The 20,978-nt window shown below is 73.8% G+C and carries 3 protein-coding genes; all 3 read left to right on the forward strand.

Annotated elements, in window-relative coordinates; genetic code table 11:
• The first annotated feature begins 2 nt into the window (after nt 1–2).
• Genes ACZ4SV_RS09540 through ACZ4SV_RS09550 form a run of 3 tightly spaced genes read left to right on the forward strand, consistent with a single transcriptional unit; the run spans nt 3 to nt 20,760 of the window.
• Nucleotides 3–17,345, forward strand: a complete 17,343-nt coding sequence (locus ACZ4SV_RS09540) for an SDR family NAD(P)-dependent oxidoreductase (RefSeq protein WP_468002873.1) — start codon at nt 3–5, stop codon at nt 17,343–17,345.
• Nucleotides 17,342–19,597: a cytochrome P450 gene (locus tag ACZ4SV_RS09545; RefSeq protein ID WP_468002875.1), complete on the forward strand. Its 2,256-nt coding sequence runs from the start codon at nt 17,342–17,344 to the stop codon at nt 19,595–19,597. Before ACZ4SV_RS09540 ends, ACZ4SV_RS09545 begins: the two co-directional genes overlap by 4 nt.
• The gene (locus ACZ4SV_RS09550; RefSeq protein ID WP_468002877.1) at nt 19,597–20,760 is read left to right on the forward strand and encodes a macrolide family glycosyltransferase; all 1,164 of its coding nucleotides are present in this window, start codon (nt 19,597–19,599) and stop codon (nt 20,758–20,760) included. Before ACZ4SV_RS09545 ends, ACZ4SV_RS09550 begins: the two co-directional genes overlap by 1 nt.
• The last annotated feature ends 218 nt before the right edge of the window (nt 20,761–20,978 follow it).

Consider the following 20,978-nt stretch of genomic DNA (forward strand, 5'->3'; position numbering starts at 1 on the left):
CCATGTCCGACGAAGAGAAGCTCCGCACTTACCTCAAGCGCGCCACGGCCGACCTGGGAGTGCTCAGCAAGCGCCTCGCCGACATGGAGGAGGCCGCGCGCGAGCCGATCGCGATCATCGGCATGGGCTGCCGCTACCCGGGCGGCGTGGAGTCCCCTGACGGCCTGTGGCGACTCGTCTCGGACGGTGCCGACGCGATCACCGAATTCCCGCCGGACCGTGGCTGGGACGTCGTCTACGACCCCGACCCGGACCGGCCGGGCACGACCTACAGCCGGTCGGGCGGCTTCCTCGCCGACGGCGCCGGCTTCGACGCCGGGTTCTTCGGGATCTCGCCGCGCGAGGCACTGGCGATGGACCCGCAGCAGCGGGTGCTGCTGGAGACCGCCTGGGAGACCTTCGAGAACGCCGGCATCGACCCGACCACGCTCGGCGGCAGCCGCACAGCCGTGTTCACCGGCCTGTGGTCCTCCGGCTACGGCAACCAGCCGCCGCCGGACCTCGAAGGATTCCTCGCCACCGGAACAGCCACCAGCGCCACGTCCGGGCGGGTGTCGTATCTGCTGGGGCTGGAGGGTGCGGCGGTGTCGGTGGACACGGCGTGCTCGTCGTCGCTGGTGGCGATCCACCTGGCGGCGCAGGCGCTGCGGGCCGGGGAGTGCTCGCTGGCCCTGGCGGGCGGTGTGACGGTGATGGCGACACCGGCGGGGTTCGTCGAGTTCTCGCGGCAGCGGGGGCTTGCGGCCGACGGTCGTATCAAGGCGTTCGCTGAAGCGGCTGACGGTACGGCCTGGGGTGAGGGCGCCGGCTTGCTGCTGCTGGAACGCCTGTCCGACGCCCGCCGCAACGGCCACCGGGTGCTGGCGGTGGTGCGGGGCTCGGCGGTGAACCAGGACGGCGCGTCGAACGGGCTCGCGGCGCCGAACGGTCCGTCCCAGGAACGCGTCGTACGACAGGCGCTGGCGAACGCCGGACTGTCGACGGCGGACGTGGACGCGGTGGAGGCCCACGGCACCGGCACCACGCTCGGCGACCCCATCGAGGCCCAGGCACTCCTGGCGACCTACGGTCAGGGGCGGGACGAGCCGTTGTGGCTGGGGTCGGTGAAGTCGAACATCGGGCACACTCAGGCGGCGGCCGGTGTGGCGGGTGTGATCAAGATGGTCATGGCGATGCGGCACGGGCAACTGCCGCGCACCCTCCATGTGGACGCGCCGACCTCCCATGTCGACTGGTCGGCGGGCCGTGTCTCACTGCTCACCGAGGCCCGGCCGTGGCCGGAGACGGGGCGTCCCCGCCGTGCCGCCGTGTCGGCGTTCGGCATCAGCGGCACCAACGCGCATGTGGTGATCGAGGCGGCCGCCGGAGAGCCGGTCCGGGTTTCCCCGGGGTCCGCGGGCGGGGTGGTGCCGTGGGTGTTGTCGGGGAAGTCGGATGCGGCGTTGCGGGAGCAGGCGCGCCGGCTGGGGGCGTTCCTGGCCGGGCATCCGGAAGCCGGCGCGGTCGCGGTGGGCCGGGCGTTGGCGGGGCGGTCGCGTTTCGAGCACCGCGCGGTGCTGAGCGGTGCCGAGGCGCTGGAGGCACTCGCGGAGGGCCGGTCGGCGCCGGGCCTGGTCACCGGGACCGTCCGCCCGCTGGGCCGGTCGGTGTTCGTGTTTCCGGGGCAGGGTGCGCAGTGGGTGGGCATGGGTGGGGAGTTGTACGGCTCGGAGCCGGTGTTCCGGGAGGCGATCGACGCGTGTGACGCGGCGTTGGCGCCGTACACCGACTGGTCGTTGGTGGAGGCGCTGACCGGCGGTGCCCCGCTGGAGCGCGCGGATGTGGTGCAGCCGGCCCTGTTCGCGGTGATGGTGGCGCTTGCCGAACTATGGCGTGCGCATGGTGTGGAACCTGACGCCGTCGTCGGGCATTCGCAGGGCGAGATCGCGGCTGCTTGTGTGACGGGGGCGTTGTCGTTGGAGGACGCCTCCAAGGTGGTGGCGTTGCGGAGCAGGGCGCTGGCGGTGCTGGCCGGCCAGGGCGGGATGGTGTCGGTCGGTCTCGGGCATGAGCAGGCCGCCGAGTTCGTGGCCCCCTGGGCCGGCCGGCTGACCGTGGCGGTGGTCAACTCGGCGGACAGCGTGGTGATTTCCGGTGATCTGGACGCGCTGGACGAACTGCTGGCGGCCTGCGAGGCCGACGGCATCCGCACCCGCCGCCTGCCGGTGAACTACGCCGCCCACTCCGCCCAAGTGGAAGCCATCCGCGAACAGTTGCTCACCGACCTCGCCGGCATCACACCGCGCCCGGCGGCGATCCCGTTCTACTCCACGGTCACCGGCGAGGAGATCGACACCTCTGCCCTCGACGCCGATTACTGGTACCGCAACCTCCGCGAACCCGTGCTGTTCGACCAGACCACCCGGCTGCTGCTCGACCACGGCCACACCGTCTTCGTCGAGGTCAGTCCGCACCCGGTCCTGGTCTCCGCCGTCGAGGAGACCGGTCACCACCACGGCTCCGACCTCCTCGTCACCGGCACGCTCCGGCGCGACCAGGACGACTTCCTCGCCTCGCTCGGCCGTCTGCACGTCCACGGTGTCCCGGTCGACTGGCGGTTCCCGGACGGCACCGAGCCCGTCAGCCTGCCGACGTACGCCTTCCAGCGCCGGCCGTACTGGCTGCGGCCCGTCCCGGCGGCGTCGGGCGACCACCCCCTGCTCGGCACGTTCGTGGAACTGCCCGACGGCGCGGTGCTCAGCGGACGGATCTCGCTCGCCACCCACCCGTGGCTGGCCGACCACGCCGTGCGGGGCTCCGTCCTCCTGCCCGGCACCGCGTTCACGGAAATGGCGGCCTACGCCGCCGGCCGGCTCGGCCACGCGGTCGAGGAACTGGTGCTCGAAACGCCGCTCGTCCTCGACGACACCCCGGTGCACCTCCAGGTCGTCGTCGGCCCCGAGGACGACGGCCGCCGTCCGCTCACGGTGTACTCGCGTGACGGCGACGAGTGGGTGCGGCACGCCACCGGGACCCTGGGCGAGGAGCCGGTGCTGAGCGCCTGGGACTGGCCGCCGGCCGGTGAGGCCCTCGACGTCGACGGGCTCTACGACTCGCTGTCCGTGCTCGGCTACGCGTACGGGCCGGCGTTCCAGGGCGTCACGACGGCCCGGCGGGTCGGCGACACCGTCTACGCCGAGGTGGAGCTTCCCGCCGAGGAACCGTTCGCCCTGCACCCCGCGCTGCTCGACGCCGCACTGCACCCCATGGCGTTTCTCACCGACCGCACCGGCCTGCCGTTCGCGTTCACCGGAGTGGCGATACGGCCCACGGGCCACCGGACGCTGCGCGTACGCCTGGCCGCCACCGGGCCGGACACGTACACCGTGGCCGTGGCCGATCCGGACGGCACCCCGGTCGCGGTCATCACCTCGCTGACCGTCCGGGACGCCACCGCCGTCCCGGACAGCCTGTACGCACTCGACTGGGTCCCCCTCGCATCGGCGGCAACCACGGGCGGCGACCCCGCGGACCTGGTCGTCTACGAGGTGCCCGGACCGGAGCCCGAGGCGGACACCGTCGAGGCGGCGTACGCGAGCGCGCGGAGCGTACTCGCCGTGATCCGGGACCATTTGGCGGGCGAGCGGACCCGGCTGGCGGTCGTCACCCGCAACGCCGTCGCCGCCGCACCCGGCGACGTGGTCGGCCTCCACCACTCGATGGTCTGGGGCCTGGTCCGCGGCGCGCGGGCCGAGCACCCCGACCGGTTCGTCCTGGTCGACGCCGACCCGACCTGGGACCCCGCGCTGATCGCCGGCACGGACGAGCCCGAACTGGCCGTACGTCAAGGGACGCTGCGCGTCCCCCGCCTGGTCCGCGTCGGCGCGAGCCTCACCCCGCCGGACGGGACCTGGCGGCTGGAGGACACGGGCACCGGCAGCATCGACGACCTGGCACTGGTGCCCCGCCCGGAACTCATGGAGCCGCTGGGGCCCGGCCAGGTCCGGATCGCCATGCGGGCGGCCGGACTCAACTTCCGGGACGTGCTGATCGCCCTCGGCGTCTACCCCGGCGAGGCCCTGATGGGCGGCGAAGGCGCGGGCGTCGTCCTCGAAACCGGCCCCGACACCCGGTTCCGGCCCGGCGACCGCGTCATGGGCCTGGTCCCCGGCGCCTTCGGCCCGGTCACCGTCGCCGACCAGCGGCTGCTGGTCCGGATGCCCGACGACTGGTCGTTCGCCAGGGCCGCGTCCGTGCCCGTGGTGTTCCTGACCGCCTGGTACGGCCTGCGCGACCTGGGCGGGCTGACGGCCGGTGACCGGGTCCTGATCCACGCCGGCACCGGCGGCGTCGGCATGGCGGCGATCCAACTGGCCCGGCGGCTCGGGGCGGAGGTGTTCGCCACCGCCGGCCCGGCCAAGTGGCACACCCTGCGCGCCCTGGGACTGGACGAGGACCACATCGCCTCGTCGCGCACCCTGGACTTCGAGCAGAAGTTCCCGTCCATGGACGTGGTCCTGGACTCGCTGTCCGGCGAGTTCGTCGACGCCTCCCTGCGGCTGCTCCGGCCCGGCGGCCGGTTCGTGGAGATGGGCAAGACCGACATCCGCGACGCCGCCGACCATCCCGGCATCGTCTACCGGGCGTTCGACATCGCCGACGCGGGGCCGGAACGGCTCGGCGAGATCCTGGACGCCGTCGTACGGGCCTTCACCGACGGAGAGTTCGCACCGCTGCCGATCGACGTACGCCAGGTCCGGGACGCGGTCGACGTGTTCCGGTTCATGAGCCGGGCCGCCCACATCGGGAAGATCGTCCTCACTGTTCCTGCGGATCTCGACGCGGTCGGTACGGTGCTGATCACCGGTGGTACGGGGGTGCTGGGTGGCCAGGTGGCCCGGCATCTGGTGGCCGAGCGGGGTGTGCGGCATCTGGTGCTGGTCAGCCGCAGTGGTGGCGGGGCCGCGCTGCGCGAGGAGCTGGCCGGGCTGGGCGCTGAGGTGACCGTGGCCGCCTGCGATGTCGCGGACCGGGACGCGCTGGCGGCCGTACTGGACGCGATCCCGGCCGCGCACCCGCTGACCGCGGTCGTCCACGCGGCCGGTGTGCTCGACGACGGCCTGGTCGAGTCCCTGACCCCCGAACGCCTCGCCGCGGTCTGGGAGCCCAAGGCACGGGCGGCCTGGAACCTGCACGAACTCACCCGGGGACGGGACCTGACGGCGTTCGTCCTCTTCTCCTCGGCGGCCGGGACGCTCGGCAGCCCCGGACAGGCCAACTACGCCGCGGCCAACACCTTCCTCGACGCCCTCGCCGTGCACCGGCGTGCCCTGGGACTGCCGGCGACCTCGCTGGCCTGGGGCTACTGGGCCGAGCCGAGCGGCATGACCGGGCACCTCACCGGTGCCGACCAGGACCGGCTGACGCGAGCCGGGGTCGTACCGCTGGCCACCGACCACGCCCTGGCGCTGTTCGACGCGGCCCTGGCCACGGACCGGGCCGCACTGGCGCCGGTACGCCTCGACCTGTCCGTGCTTGCGGGCGCCCCGGCGGTCCCGGCGGCCCTCAAGGGCCTCGTCTCCCGCACGGCGGCCCGGCGCCCGGCGCGCCACGGCGCGATCGCCGACCGCCTGCGGTCCCTGCCCGAGGCCGAACGGCTGCGAGCCGCACTCGACCTGGTCACCGCCGCCACCGCCGCCGTGCTCGGGCACCGCGAACCGGGGGCCGTACAGGACCGGCAGCCGTTCAAGGACCTCGGCTTCGATTCCCTGACCTCCGTCGAACTGCGCAACCGGCTCAACACCGCCACCGGCCTGCGCCTGCCCGCCACCGTCACCTTCGACCACCCCACCCCGCGGCAACTCGCCGAACACCTGCTGAGCGAGATCCTCGGCGGGGCTGTGGCGCCGGTGGTGTCGTCGGTGCCGGTGGCCGGCGGGGCTGATCCGGTGGTGATCGTGGGTATGGGGTGCCGGTTGCCGGGTGGGGTGGGGTCGCCGGAGGCGCTGTGGAGTCTGGTGTCGGGCGGGGTGGATGCGATCGGGGAGTTTCCGTCTGATCGTGGGTGGGATGTCGAGGGGTTGTTCCATCCGGATGCGGATCATCCGGGGACGTCGTATACGCGGTCGGGTGGGTTTCTGGCGGATGCGGCGGGGTTCGATGCGGATTTCTTCGGGATTTCGCCGCGTGAGGCGTTGGCGATGGATCCGCAGCAGCGGGTCCTGTTGGAGACGGCGTGGGAGACGCTGGAGGACGCCGGGATCGATCCGACGTCGTTGCGGGGCAGCCAGACGGGCGTCTTCACCGGCATCTGGTCCTCCGGCTACGGCGACCGCGCACCCGCCGGCGCCGAGGGCTATCTCGGTACGGGTGCCGCGACCAGCGTGACCTCCGGCCGGATCGCCTACCTGCTGGGGCTGGAGGGCGCGGCGGTCTCGCTGGACACCGCCTGCTCGTCCTCGCTGGTGGCGATCCACCTGGCCGCGCAGGCGCTCCGCTCGGGGGAGTGCTCGCTGGCCCTGGCCGGTGGGGTGACCGTGATGGCGACCCCGCTGGGCTTCACGGAGTTCTCGCGCCAGCGCGGCCTGGCCCCCGACGGCAGGGTGAAGGCGTTCGCCGAGGCGGCTGACGGTACGGCCTGGGCCGAGGGCGCGGGGCTGGTGCTGCTGGAGCGGCTGTCGGACGCCCGTCGCCACGGCCACCGGGTGCTGGCGGTCGTGCGGGGTACGGCGGTGAACCAGGACGGCACCTCCAACGGCCTCGGGGCACCGAACGGCCCGTCGCAGGAGCGGGTGATCCGTCAGGCGCTGGCGAATGCCGGACTGTCGACGGCGGACGTGGACGCGGTGGAAGCGCACGGTACGGGCACCACGCTCGGCGATCCCATCGAGGCGCAGGCGCTGTTGGCGACCTACGGCCGGGACCGGGACGAGCCGTTGTGGCTGGGGTCGGTGAAGTCGAACATCGGCCACACCCAGGCGGCGGCGGGTGTGGCCGGTGTGATCAAGATGGTGATGGCGATGCGGCACGGTGAGCTGCCGCCGACGCTGCATGTCGACGCGCCGACCTCGCACGTCGACTGGGACTCCGGAAACATCCGGCTGCTCACCGAGGCCCGGCCCTGGCCCGACAACGGCCACCTGCGTCGCGCGGGCATCTCGGCGTTCGGCATCAGCGGTACGAACGCGCATGTGGTGATCGAGGCGGCTGCCGAGGAGCCGGCCGGGGTTTCGGCCGGGCCCGCGGGCGGAGTGGTGCCGTGGGTGCTGTCGGCCAGGTCCGAGGCGGCGTTGCGGGAACAGGCGCGCCGGCTGGGCGCCTTCACCGCCCTACATCCCGAGGTGAGCCCGGCGGCGGTCGGCGGTGCCCTGGCCGCGCGCACCGTGTTCGAGCACCGAGCGGTGCTGAGCGGTGCAGAGGTGTTGGAGGCACTGGCCGAGGGCCGGTCGGTGCCGGGTCTGGTCACCGGGACCGCTCGTCCGCTGGGCCGGTCGGTGTTCGTCTTCCCGGGGCAGGGCGCGCAGTGGGCCGGTATGGGTGGGGAGTTGTACGGCTCGGAGCCGGTGTTCCGGGAGGCGATCGACGCGTGTGATGCGGCGCTGGCGCCGTATACCGACTGGTCGTTGGTGGAGGCGCTGACCGGCGGTGCCCCGCTGGAGCGCGTGGACGTGGTGCAGCCCGCCCTGTTCGCGGTGATGATCGCGCTGGCCGAACTGTGGCGTGCTCACGGTGTGGAACCTGATGCGGTAGTCGGGCATTCGCAGGGCGAGATCGCGGCGGCTTACGTGGCGGGCGCGTTGTCCCTGGAGGACGCCGCCAGGGTGGTCGCGCTGCGCAGCAAGGCCCTGGTTGCCCTGGCGGATCAGGGCGGGATGGTGTCGGTCGGTCTCGGGCCGGAGCAGGCCGCCGAGTTCGTGGCCCGCTGGGGCGGCCGGCTGACGGTGGCGGTGGTCAACGCCCCGGGTTCGGTCGTCGTGTCGGGCGACTTGGATGCGCTGGACGAGCTGCTGGCGGTCTGCGAGGCCGACGGCATCCGCGCCCGCCGTCTGCCGGTGAACTACGCCGCCCACTCCGCCCAAGTGGAGACCATCCGGGAGCAGTTGCTGACCGACCTGGCCGGCATCACACCGCGCCCGGCGACGGTCCCGTTCTACTCCACGGTGACCGGCGAGGAGATCGGCGCCTCTACCCTCGACGCCGCTTACTGGTACTGCAACCTCCGCGAACCCGTGCTGTTCGACCAAGCCACCCGTGCGCTGCTCGCCTCGGGCGGCGACCCCGCCTTCGTCGAGATCAGCCCGCACCCGGTGCTCACGCCCGCGCTGGAGGAGCACGAGGCGGGTGTGGTGACCGGGACACTGCGCCGCGACCACGGCACCCCGGCCGAGTTCCTGGCCGCCGCGGCGCGGCTGTTCGTCGCGGGTGTGCCGGTGCGGTGGCCGTTCCCTGAAGGGAAGCCGGTGGCGCTGCCCACCTACCCCTTCCAGCGGACGCGGTTCTGGCTCGCCGGAGGCACGGCAGACGTGTCCGCGGCCGGGCTCGACTCGGTGGACCACCCGCTGCTCGGCGCCGCTGTCGAGGTGGGCGAGCAGCGGGTCCTGACGGGCCGGCTCTCCCTGGCCACCCACCCCTGGCTCGCGGACCACTCCGTACGGGGGACGGTGCTGCTGCCCGCGACGGCGTTCGTGGAACTGGTGGTGCACGCGGCCGGGGCTGCGGTGGAGGAACTGGTCCTGGAGGCCCCGCTGGTGCTGCCCGCGGACGGTGCGGTGGACGTGCAGGTCGTCGTGGGCGAGCCGGACGAGACCGGCCGCCGCACGGTCGACGTCCGGTCCCGCACGGACGGCTGGGTCCGGCACGCCACCGGCACGGTGAGCGGGAGACCCGTGGCCGGGCAGGAGCTGACGCAATGGCCGCCGGCCGGCGCGGAACCGGTCACCGGGCTCTACGACACGCTCGCCGCGGCGGGCTACGAGTACGGGCCGGCCTTCCAGGCCGTGCAGGCGGTGTGGCGCCGCGGCGACGAGGTGTTCGCCGAGGTCACCGTGGCGGACGCGGCCCGGTTCTCCGTTCATCCGGCCCTGCTGGACGCCGCCCTGCAACCGCTGGCGCTGCTGGCCGGCACGGAAGGCGAGGTACGGCTGCCGTTCTCGCTGGGCGGGATCGCGGTCCACCGCACCGGTGTGACCTCCGCGCGCGTGCGGCTGACGGCGGTGCGCCCCGGCACGTACGCCGTCCACCTGGCGGACCGGTCCGGCGAACCCGTGGCGATGATCGAGGCGCTGACCACCCGTCCGATGGCGGAACGCGGCCCGCTGTACGCCCTCGACTGGATTCCGCTGACCCCCGGCGAAGGCACGCTCGGCGACGCCGTCGTCTCGCCCGGCTCGGTCGCCGAGGCGCTGACGGCCGTCCAGGACTTCCTGGCCGGGCCCGGCGAACGGCTCGTCGTGCGCACACGGGGCGCGGTCGCCGTCGTTCCCGGTGACGCGGTGAGCGACCCGGAAGCCTCGGCCGTATGGGGCCTGGTCCGGTCCGCGCAGTCCGAGCACCCCGGCCGGTTCCTGCTCGTGGACGCCGACGAGCTGCCCGACGGCCTGTCGGTCGGCGACGAGGACCAGGTGGCGGTGCGCCGGGGGGCTGTCTACGTGCCCCGGCTCGTGCGCTGCGCACCGGAGGCGTTCGACGGACGGCTGACGCAGGCGGGCACGGGCAGCCTGGACGACCTCGCCTTCCTGCCGTACGAGCAGGCCCCGCTCGGGCCCCGGGAGGTGCGCGTCGCCGTGCGGGCGGCCGGGCTGAACTTCCGCGACGTGCTGATCGCCCTCGGCGTCTACCCGGACCCGGCGCTGCTCGGCAGCGAGGGCGCGGGCGTCGTCACCGAGGCCGGCGCCGAGGTCACCGGGCTGCGGCCGGGTGACCGGGTCGCCGGGCTGCTGCCCGGCGCGTTCGGCCGGACGGCCGTCGCCGACCACAGGGTGCTGGTGCGCATCCCCGACGAGTGGACGTTCACCCAGGCCGCCACCGTGCCGATCGCGTTCATGACCGCGTGGTACGGCCTGCGCGACCTGGGCGGGCTGACGGCCGGTGACCGGGTGCTGATCCACGCCGGGGCCGGTGGTGTCGGCATGGCGGCGGTCCAGCTCGCGCGGCTCTGGGGCGCGGACGTCCACGCGACCGCCGGCCCGGGCAAGTGGGACGCGCTGCGCGCCCTGGGGCTGGACGAGGACCACATCGCCTCGTCCCGGACCCTGGAGTTCGCCGACCGGTTCGGACCCTTCGACGTGGTGCTGAACTCGCTGTCCGGCGAGTTCCTGGACGCCTCCCTGCGGCTGCTCGCGCCCGGCGGCCGGTTCGTGGAGATGGGCAAGGCCGACATCCGGCCCGGCGTGCTGGCCTTCGACCTGGCCGACGCGGGACCGGAACGGCTGGGGGAGATCCTGGCCGAGGCCGTCCGGCTGCTCGGCGCGGGCGAGCTGCGTCTGCCGCCGCTCACCACCTGGGACGTCCGCCGCGCGCGGGACGCCTTCCGGTACATGAGCCGGGCCGCCCACATCGGGAAGATCGTCCTCACTGTTCCTGCGGATCTCGACGCGGCCGGTACGGTGCTGATCACCGGCGGTACGGGGCTGCTGGGTGGCCAGGTGGCCCGGCATCTGGTGGCCGAGCGGGGTGTGCGGCATCTGGTGCTGGTCAGCCGCAGTGGTGGCGGGGCCGCGCTGCGGGAGGAGCTGGCCGGGCTGGGCGCGGAGGTGACCGTGGCCGCCTGCGATGTCGCGGACCGGGACGCGCTGGCGGCCGTACTGGACGCGATCCCGGCCGCGCACCCGCTGACCGCGGTCGTCCACGCGGCCGGTGTGCTCGACGACGGCCTGGTCGAGTCCCTGACCCCCGAACGCCTCGCCGCGGTCTGGGAGCCCAAGGCACGGGCGGCCTGGAACCTGCACGAACTCACCCGGGGACGGGACCTGACGGCGTTCGTCCTCTTCTCCTCGGCGGCCGGGACGCTCGGCAGCCCCGGACAGGCCAACTACGCCGCGGCGAACGCCTTCCTCGACGGCCTGGCCGCGTACCGGCGTGCCCAGGGCCTGCCCGGGGTGTCGCTGGCCTGGGGCCGGTGGGCCGAGACCGGCGGGCTGACCGGGCAGATGTCCGAGGCCGACGGTGAACGCCTCGCCCGCGCGGGCCTGCTGCCGATGACGACCGACCACGGACTCGGGCTGTTCGACGGGGGCCTGGACACCGCCGAACCGGCGGTGGTCGCGGCCGCACTCAAGGTGTCCGCACTGGGCGACCGGCCGATGCTGCGCGCGCTGGCCCGCGCCCGCAAACCGGTGCGGACCACCGGACTGGCGGGCGAGCTGGGATCGCTCCCCGAGGCCCGGCAGCGCGAGCTCCTGCTCGACCTGGTCGGCACCCACGCCGCCGCCGTGCTGGGCCGCAGCGACGAGATCGGCGGCGACCTGGCCTTCAAGGACCTGGGCTTCGACTCGCTGACCGGCGTGGAGCTGCGCAACCGGCTGTCCACGGCGGTCGGGACCCGGCTGCCGGCGACGATGGTCTTCGACCACCCGACCCCGGCCCGGCTGGCCGCATACCTGCGCGAGGTGGTCCTCGGCAAGGAGCGCCGGACGGTCGCGCCCGTGCCGGCTGCGGTTCCGGTGTCGGGTGATCCGGTGGTGGTGGTGGGGCTGGGAGCCCGGTATCCGGGTGGCGTGGGGTCGGCGCAGGAGCTGTGGAGCGTGGTGGCGGGCGGGGTCGATGCGGTGGGGGAGTTCCCGTCGGATCGTGGGTGGGATGTGGGCCGTCTCTACGACCCGGCCGGTGGTCCGGGGACGTCGTACACGCGGTCGGGTGGGTTTCTGGCGGACGCGGGTGGCTTCGATGCCGCGTTCTTCGGGATCTCGCCGCGTGAGGCGTTGGCGATGGATCCGCAGCAGCGGGTGCTGCTGGAGACGGTGTGGGAGACGCTTGAGGACGCCGGGATCGATCCGACGACGTTGCGGGGCAGCCAAACGGGCATCTTCACCGGCATCTGGGCATCCGGCTACGCGGGCGGAGTGGACCAGATCTCACGCGACGCGGACGGCTATGTGGCCACCGGCACGGCGACCAGTGTGACCTCCGGGCGGGTGTCGTATCTGCTGGGCCTGGAGGGCCCGGCGGTGTCGGTGGACACGGCCTGCTCGTCATCGCTGGTGGCGATACACCTGGCGGCGCAGGCGCTCCGCTCGGGGGAGTGCTCGCTGGCCCTGGCCGGTGGCGTGACGGTGATGGCGACACCCGCCGCCTTCATCGACTTCTCCCGCCAGCGGGGGCTGGCGGCCGATGGCCGGGTGAAGGCGTTCGCCGAGGCGGCTGACGGCACGGCCTGGGGCGAGGGCGCGGGTGTCGTGCTCTTGGAGCGGTTGTCGGACGCCCGTCGCAACGGCCACCGGGTGCTGGCGGTCGTCCGGGGCTCGGCGGTGAACCAGGACGGGGCGTCCAACGGGTTGACCGCGCCCAACGGCCCTTCGCAGGAACGCGTCATCCGCCAGGCGTTGGCGAATGCCGGGCTGGAGCCGTCCGAGGTGGACGCGGTGGAGGCGCACGGTACGGGGACGACGCTCGGCGATCCCATCGAGGCGCAGGCGCTGTTGGCGACGTATGGCCGGGACCGGGTGGAGCCGTTGTGGCTGGGGTCGGTGAAGTCGAACATCGGGCACACGCAGGCGGCGGCGGGTGTGGCCGGTGTGATCAAGATGGTGATGGCGATGCGGCACGGGCAGTTGCCGCCGACACTGCATGTCGACGCGCCGACCTCGCACGTCGACTGGTCGGCGGGCCAGGTCTCACTGCTCACCGAGACCCGGCCGTGGCCGGAGACGGGGCGTCCCCGCCGGGCCGGCATCTCGGCCTTCGGCATCAGCGGCACCAACGCGCACGTGATCCTGGAGGCACCGGCCGACGACACGTCACCCGAGTCCCCGGCCACTCCCACGCCCGCCCCTGCCGCCGCGGTGCCGGTGCCGTGGCTGCTGTCGGCCAAGTCCGAGCAGGCGCTCCTGGCCCAGGCCCGCAGGTTGCAGGTGTACGCGGCCACCGCCCCCGACGCGGACGGAATCGGCGCCGCGCTCGCCGCGCGGACCCGGTTCGCCCACCGGGCCATGGTGACCGGACCGGAGGCACTGGCGGCCCTGGTGCGCGGGGAGGCGCATCCCGGACTGGTGACCGGCGAGGCCCGCGACTCGGGTAAGTCGGCGTTTGTGTTCTCTGGTCAGGGTGGTCAGTGGGTGGGGATGGGCCGGGGTTTGTACCGGGTGTTCCCGGTGTTTGCCCGGGCGCTGGACGAGGTGTGCGGGTTGTTGGGGTTGTCGGTGGGGGTGTTGTTCGAGGACGGGGAGGGGGTGTTGGGGGAGACGTTGTTCACGCAGGCCGGGGTGTTCGCGGTGCAGGTGGCGTTGTTCCGGTTGGTGGAGTGGCTGGGTGTGCGGCCTGATTTCGTGGTGGGGCATTCGGTGGGTGAGGTGGCGGCGGCTCATGTGGCGGGGGTGTTGGGGCTGGAGGATGCGTGTGTGCTGGTGGGGGCGCGGGGCCGGTTGATGCAGGGGCTGGCCGGTGGTGGGGCGATGGTGTCGGTGCAGGCGTCGGTGGAGGAGGTGGCGGGGTCGCTGGTGGCGGGTGCTGAGCTGGCGGCGGTCAACGGGGTGGATGCGGTGGTGGTGTCGGGGGATGAGGCGGCGGTGGCTGCGGTGGGTGAGGTGTGGCGGGGTCGTGGGCGTCGGGTGCGGCGGCTGGCGGTCAGTCACGCGTTCCACTCGGCGCGGATGGATCCGGTGCTGGAGGAGCTGGGCCGGGTGGCGGCGGGTTTGTCGTTCGGTGAGCCGGTGATTCCGGTGGTGTCCACGGTGGCCGGACATCCGGTGGATATGGGGGAGCCTGGGTATTGGGTGCGGCAGGTGCGGGAGCCGGTCCGGTTCGCTGATGCCATGGAGTGGCTGGCGGGCCAGGGGGTTACGGGGTTCGTGGAAGTGGGCCCGCACCCGCTGCTCGTGAGCAACGGGTTGATGCGCCGTGGTGCGGATTCTCCGGAGCAGGTGCTGGCGGGGCTGGGCCGGTTGTGGGCGGACGGCGCCGCCCATTGGATGCCACCCACGGAGACCAGGGCGGACGCGCGGGTGCCTTCGTATCCGTTCCAGCATCAGCACTACTGGCTCCAGCCCACCACCCCGTCGGAGGGCCTCGACACGCCCGACCACCCGCTGCTGCGGTCCCTGGTGAGGCTCCCCGACGGGCAGGGCGTGGTGCTGACCGGGAAACTCTCCGCGTCCGTCCACCCGTGGCTGGCCGAGCACACCGTGCTCGGTTCGACGCTGCTGCCCGCGATGGCGTTCGTGGACATGGCCGTCCACGCCGGCGAGCACACGGCCAGCCCCGTCCTGTCCGAACTGGTCCTGGAGGCGCCGCTCGTGCTGTCCGAGCCCGACGGGGTGCATGTGCAGGTCACCGTCGGCGCGCCCGACGACACCGGACGCCGGCCCGTCACCGTCCACTCCCGCACCTCGGCCGAACCCGACGAGTGGACCCGCCACGCGACCGGCGTGCTCGGTCCGCCGACGGACCGGGCGACACCGGCCGACCGGACGGCCGTAGCCGGGGCGGACGACAGCGAGGCCGCGCCGGTCGACATCGGCTCGTTCTACGACCGGCTCGCCGAAGCCGGCTACGACTACGGGCCGACCTTCCAGGGGCTCACCGGCATCCGGCGGCACGGCGAGGACCTGCACGCCGAGGTGAGCTTCCCGGCGGACCCCGCACAGCTCACCGGCTACCGCGTCCACCCCGCGCTCCTGGACGCCGCCATACAGCCGCTGACCCTGCTCGCCGGCCTCGCGGCCGAGGACGACGGCGCCGGCGGCAGCCCGGCGCGGCTGCCCTTCTCGTTCTCCGGTGTGTCCGTCACCGGGTCGGCCGCGACGGCCCGCGTGGTGCTGCACCCGACCGGGCCGGACACCTGCGCGGTGCGGATCACCGACACCGCCGGGACACCGGTCGTGAGCATCGACGAGATCGTCCTGCGGCCCGTCGAAGCGGCGGGTCCCGGGGCCGGGCGCCGGCCGAACACCCTGTTCGCCGTCGACTGGACCCCGATGGCGGCACCGGACGGCCCGGACACCGAGACGGTCCTCCACGAGGTCGCCGGCGCGGGCGAACCGGTCGCGGCCGTCCACGCGGTGACCCGGGAACTGCTCGGCAGGGTACGGGAGTTCCTGGCCACCGACACGCCGGCCCGGCTCGTGGTCCTCACCGGCGACGACCTGGCCTCGGCCGCCGCCCGCGGCTTCCTGCGCAGCGCGCACAGCGAGAACCCCGGGCGGATCCTGACCGTACGGCACGACGGCACGGCCGCCTCACGACGGGCGGCCCCCGCCGCGGTGCGCGCCGCCGTGCGCGACGGCGAGCCCGAGGTCCGGCTGCGCGACGGAACCGCCCTCGTGCCGAGGCTGGTGAGGGCCGCCCCGGCCGCCCCGGCCGGGCCGCTGGACGGCGCGCCCCTGGACGGCACCGTGCTGATCATCGGCGGCACCGGCACCCTCGGCGTGCTGGTCGCCAGGCACCTGGTCGCGCGGCACGGCGCCCGGCACGTGGTGCTCGCCGGCCGCCGCGGTGTCGAGCCGCCCGGGCTCCGGCAGGAGCTGGGCGCCGCCCTCACCGTGGTCGCCTGCGACGCCGGTGACCGCGGGGCACTGAGGGACCTCGTCGCCTCGATCCCCGACCTGCGGGTCGTCGTGCACGCCGCCGGGGTCGTGGACGACGCCGTGGTCGGATCGATGACACCGGAGCAGATCGGCACGGTGCTGCGCTCGAAGGCCGACGCCGCGTGGCACCTGCACGAGGCCACCGAGCATCTGGACCTGCGGGCGTTCGTGCTGTTCTCCTCGGCGTCCGGGGTGTTCGGCGCCCCCGGGCAGGCCAACTACGCCGCCGCGAACGCGTTCCTCGACGCGCTCGCCGAGCACCGGCACGCGCACGGTCTGCCGGCCACCTCCCTGGCCTGGGGCCAGTGGGCCGAGTCCAGCGGCATCACCGGGAACCTGACCGAGGCCGACCACCGCCGGCTGGCGAGGACCGGGATGCTGCCGCTGGCCACCGCGCAGGCCCTCGACCTGTTCGATACCGCCCTGGCCGGCGAACGCCCGGCGCTGGTGCCGGTCCGCCTCGACCTCGCGGCGATCGACACCCCGCCCGCGCTGCTGCGCGGACTCGCCCGGCCGCGGCGCACACCGGCCCCGGCGGCCGGCCCCGGCGACCTGCGGGCCAGGCTCGAAGCCCTGCCCGAGCCCGAGCAGCGCGCCCTGCTGCTCGACCTGGTCGTCACGCACAGCGCGAGCATCCTCGGGATGGCCCCCGGCGGGATCGACGACCCGCGTCGGCTGTTCCGCGACCACGGCGTCGACTCGCTGACCGCCATCGAGCTGCGCAACCGGCTCAACGCGGCCACCGGGCTCCAGCTCCCGGCGACCCTCGTCTTCGACTTCCCGACGCCCGAACAACTCGTCAACCACCTCTACGGGCAGCTGTGCTCGCCGGAGAACCGGGTCGCCGGGCCGATGGAGCGCCTGCTGCGCAAAGCCGTGGACGTCGGCCGCGCGCAGGACGGCCTCGACCTGCTGGCCACGGCGTCCCGGCTGAGCCCGGCCACCGACGCGCCCAAGGCCGAGGCGGTCGCCCTCGCGGCCGGCTTCCTCCAGCCGTCGCTGGTCTGCCTGCCGTCCGCGCTGGCGTCCGGGGGCATCGAGGAGTACGGGCGGTTCGCCGCGGCGCTGGAGGCCGCCCGCGACGTCACGGCGCTCAACCTGCCCGGCTTCGCCGGCGACCCGCTGCCCGCGGACGCCGACGTCCTGGTCCAGGCACTCGCCGAGGCCGCGTCGGCCGTCGCCGCGCCGGTGCTGGTCGGCCGTTCGGTGGGCGCGTGGCTGGCGCTGGCGACCGCCCGGGAACTGGAACGGCGGGGGGCCCGGCCCAGCGCCGTGGTGCTGATCGACGGCTACCCCGACGACCTGCCGGGTGTGCTCACCGGCATGCTCGACGCCGGCCACCAGGTCCAGCCGGTCGACGACGACCGGCTGGTGGCCATGGGCCGCTACCTCGATCTGGCCGGCGCCCCGGAGCCCGTCACCGCGCCGGTGCTGCTGGTGCAGACCGGGAAGCGCTCGTGGCCCCGGCTGTCCACCACCGCCCAGGAGGTGCTCACGGTCCCGGGCGACCACTTCACCGTACTGGAGGAGCACTCCGCGGCCACGGCGCTGGCCATCAGCACGTGGCTCCTCGACTTCAGCGGATACGGGGCCGGGCTGTCCGCACTCAGGGGAAAGGACGAAGCATGATCTGGGACAACGTCTACATCGGCGGAACGGGGCGGTATCTGCCGCCCCGCACGCCCGCGACGCAGGCCGTGCCGGACACCGAGACCATGCGGCGGCTGCTCGCGCTGTCGGACTTCGTGTCGTTCACCCGCTCCGACGACGTCACCGAGCACGCGATGGCCGTGCACGCGGCGATCGGGGCGCTGCGCGAGTCCGGCCTCAGCGGCGCCGACATCTCCATGGCCGCCTACGCCCAGATGGACCACCAGGACCACATGGCGTCCTCCTGCCACCTGCAGCGCGTCCTCGGCCTCGGCCACGCCCTCGTCTACGAGGTCGAGGCGACCAGCAACGGCGGCTCGGCCGCGCTGCAGTCCGCCGCCGCGCACCTGGTGGCCGACCCGGCCGCGACCGCAACCCTGGTCACGGCCACCGCCCGGTTCCTGCCGCCGCGGTGGGAACGCTGGCAGCCCACCGTCGGGATCTTCCTGGCCGACGGCGCGGTCGCGGCCGTGCTCAACCGCGAGGGCGGCCGGGCGCGGCTGGTCGCGACCGCCAACAGCTCCGCGACCCAGATGGAGGTCCTCGCCACCCCGACGATCCCGGACCCCGCGGGCCACCGCAACCGTACGCCGATCGAGGTCACCGGCCTGGCCCCGTATCTGACGCTGATGAGCGGGGCACTGGTCACCGCGGTCGAGCAGGCCGCCAAGGAGGCCGGCGTCAGCGTCGCCGACATCACCCGGTTCGTCGTCACCGGTCTGGGCCTGGCCCAACTGGAGGTCGTCGTGCTGGAGCCGCTCGGCATCGACCTGGGCCGCACCACCTGGCCGATGCTGCGCGAGCTCGGCCACGTCGGGCCGTGCGACCAACTGCTCGGCATGGACCACCTGCTGCACGACGAGACCCTCAAGCCCGGCGACACCATCATGTCGATCGGCCTCGGCATGGGCTCGCGGTTCACCGCGTCCCTGCTGGAGGTCACCGAGCCGCCCAAGCCCCGTACGGCCACCACCTTCACCGAGCCGGTGCGCGCGCAGGCGGCCCCGCCCGCCGAGGCGTACGTCATCGACCCCTCGGGCGGCGACATCTTCGGCGAGGCCGCCGCCCTGCGCGAGCGCGGGCCGGCCACGCCCGTCGAACTGCCCGGCGGTGTGTCGGCCTGGGCCGTCACCGGGCACGACCTGGCGAAGAAACTGCTGCTCGACCCGAGGGTCTCCAAGGACGCGAACAAGCACTGGCCCATGTGGCGCGACGGCGACATCCCGCCGGACTGGCCGCTGATCATGTGGGTCGCGATGCAGAACATGTTCACCGCCTACGGCGCCGACCACACCAGGCTGCGCAGCCTGGTGGCCAAGGCGTTCACCCCGCGCCGTATCGAAGCGATGCGGCCGCGCGTCGAGGAGATCACGGCCGGCCTGATCGCCGACCTGGCCACGGTGCCGCCGGGGCAGGCGGTCGACCTGCGCGCACGGTTCGCGTTCCCGCTGCCGATCCAGGTCATCACCGGCTTGTTCGGGGTGACCGCGCAGACCGGCGCGGAGCTGCGGCGGCTGGTGGACGCGGTGTTCAGCCTCGACGCGGACCCGGCGGGCGTGCAGGCCGCCTCCGGCGAGCTGTACATGCTGCTCAAGGACCTCGCGGCCGCGAAACGGCGCGACCCCGGCGACGACATGACCAGCGACCTGATCGCCGCCCAGGAGGCGGACGGCACCCGGCTGTCCGAGCGGGAACTGCTGGACACCCTGCTGCTGACCATCTCCGCCGGCTTCGAGACGACCGTCAACCTGCTCCACCACGCCGTCCACGCGCTGGCCACGCACCCCTCCCAGCTCGCCCTGGTCCGGTCCGGGACCAGCACATGGGAGGACGTGGTGGACGAGACCCTGCGCTGGCAGGCGCCGGTGCCGAACCTGCCGCTGCGGTACGCCGTGGAGGACGTCTCCGTGGACGGCGTGCACATCCGCAAGGGCGAGGCGATCCTGCTGTCCTACGGCGCGGCCGGCCGCGACCCGGCGCAGCACGGGGCCGACGCGGAGGACTTCTCCGTCACCCGGCCGTCGCGGGCCGATCACCTCACCTTCGGGCACGGCGTGCACTACTGCCTCGGCAGCCCCCTGGCGAAGCTGGAGGCGACGACGGCGCTGTCCGCGCTGTTCTCCCGGTTCCCCCGGCTGCGGCCGGCCGTCCCGTCGTCCGAACTGGAGCCGCTGGGCTCCTTCTTCACCAACGGACACAAGACTCTGCCGGTCATCCTGGAGGAGGGCTGATGGCCCATTTCGCCTTCGTCAGCGCGCCCGCGTCCGGGCATGTGAACCCGACCCTGCCGCTGGTCGAAGAGCTGGTCCGGCGCGGTCACCGGGTCGGCTACGCCACCGGACCGGCCACCATGGACGGCCCCGTCGCCGCCGGGGCGACACCGGTGACCCTGCCCTCGCAACTGCCGCCCGACATGGCGGCGCGGGGCGAGTTCACGGCGGAACAGCTCGCCGTGACGATGGAGTACTACCTCGACGACGCGCGGGCCTCCTTCCCCGTCCTGGCCCGGCACTTCTCCGCCGACCCGCCGGACGCGGTGTGCTACGACTCGGTGACCTTCACCGGGAGGATGCTGGCGAACCTGCTCGGGGTGCGGGAGGTCTCCCTGGTGCCGACCTTCGCGGAGAACGAGTCCTTCTCGGCGGCGCAGGTGTACCTGCCGGCCGACTTCGACCACACCGACCCCCGGCTGGTGGCCGCGGTCCAGGACATGGGGAAGTTCGCGCAGGGCCACACCTTCCTCGACGACCCGAACCTGATGTTCGGCCATGTGGCCCCGACGAACCTGGTGTTCATCCCCCGCGAGTTCCAGTTGTCGGGGGAGACCTTCGACGAGCGCTTCCACTTCGTCGGGCCGTCGCTGAGCAGCCGGCAGACCGCCGAGAAGTGGAGCCCCCGGTCGCAGGCCCCGGTGCTGCTGATATCGCTGGGAACCGTCTTCAACGACCGGCCCGAGTTCTACCGGACCTGCGTCGAGGCGTTCGGGGACAGCGACTGGCAGGTCGTCATGGCGGTGGGCGGGCTGGACCGGGAGTCGCTGGGCCCGGTCCCGGCCAACGTCGAGGTGCACGCGCACGTGCCGCAGGTGGCGGTGCTGCGCCACACCGAGGTGTTCCTGAGCCACGCCGGGATGAACTCGGCGATGGAGTCCCTGTACCACGGGGTGCCCTTCGTGGCGGTGCCGCAGATCCCGGAACAGCGGGCGGTCGCCCGCCGGGCGGAGGAGCTGCGGGTCGGCAGGACGCTCGCCGAGCCGACCGTGCAGGGCCTGCGCGACGCCGTACGGGACGTCCGGTCCTGCCGCCCCCGGGCGGCGGCCCTGAGCCGGATCGTGCGCGGGGCGGGCGGCGCGTCCAAGGCGGCGGACGTCCTGGAGAAGCTGCTGACGCGGTAGCGGCCGGACTCCACCGGGCGGTCCGCACCCGCACCCCGCCCGGTGGAGCCCGTTCCCGGTGACCACCACGTCTTCCCCGGCGCGCAACCGGCAGCGCCACGTTCCCCAGACGGCCGACGCGGTCGCGTCCCTCTCGCCTCCGCCCGGCGTGTCCCGGGAACCCGCCGGCTCCGCTGGGGGAACGATGCGTGTTCCCGGACAGCGGGAGCCGGGCCGGA

Source organism: Streptomyces sp. NPDC027672 (genome assembly GCF_055566335.1).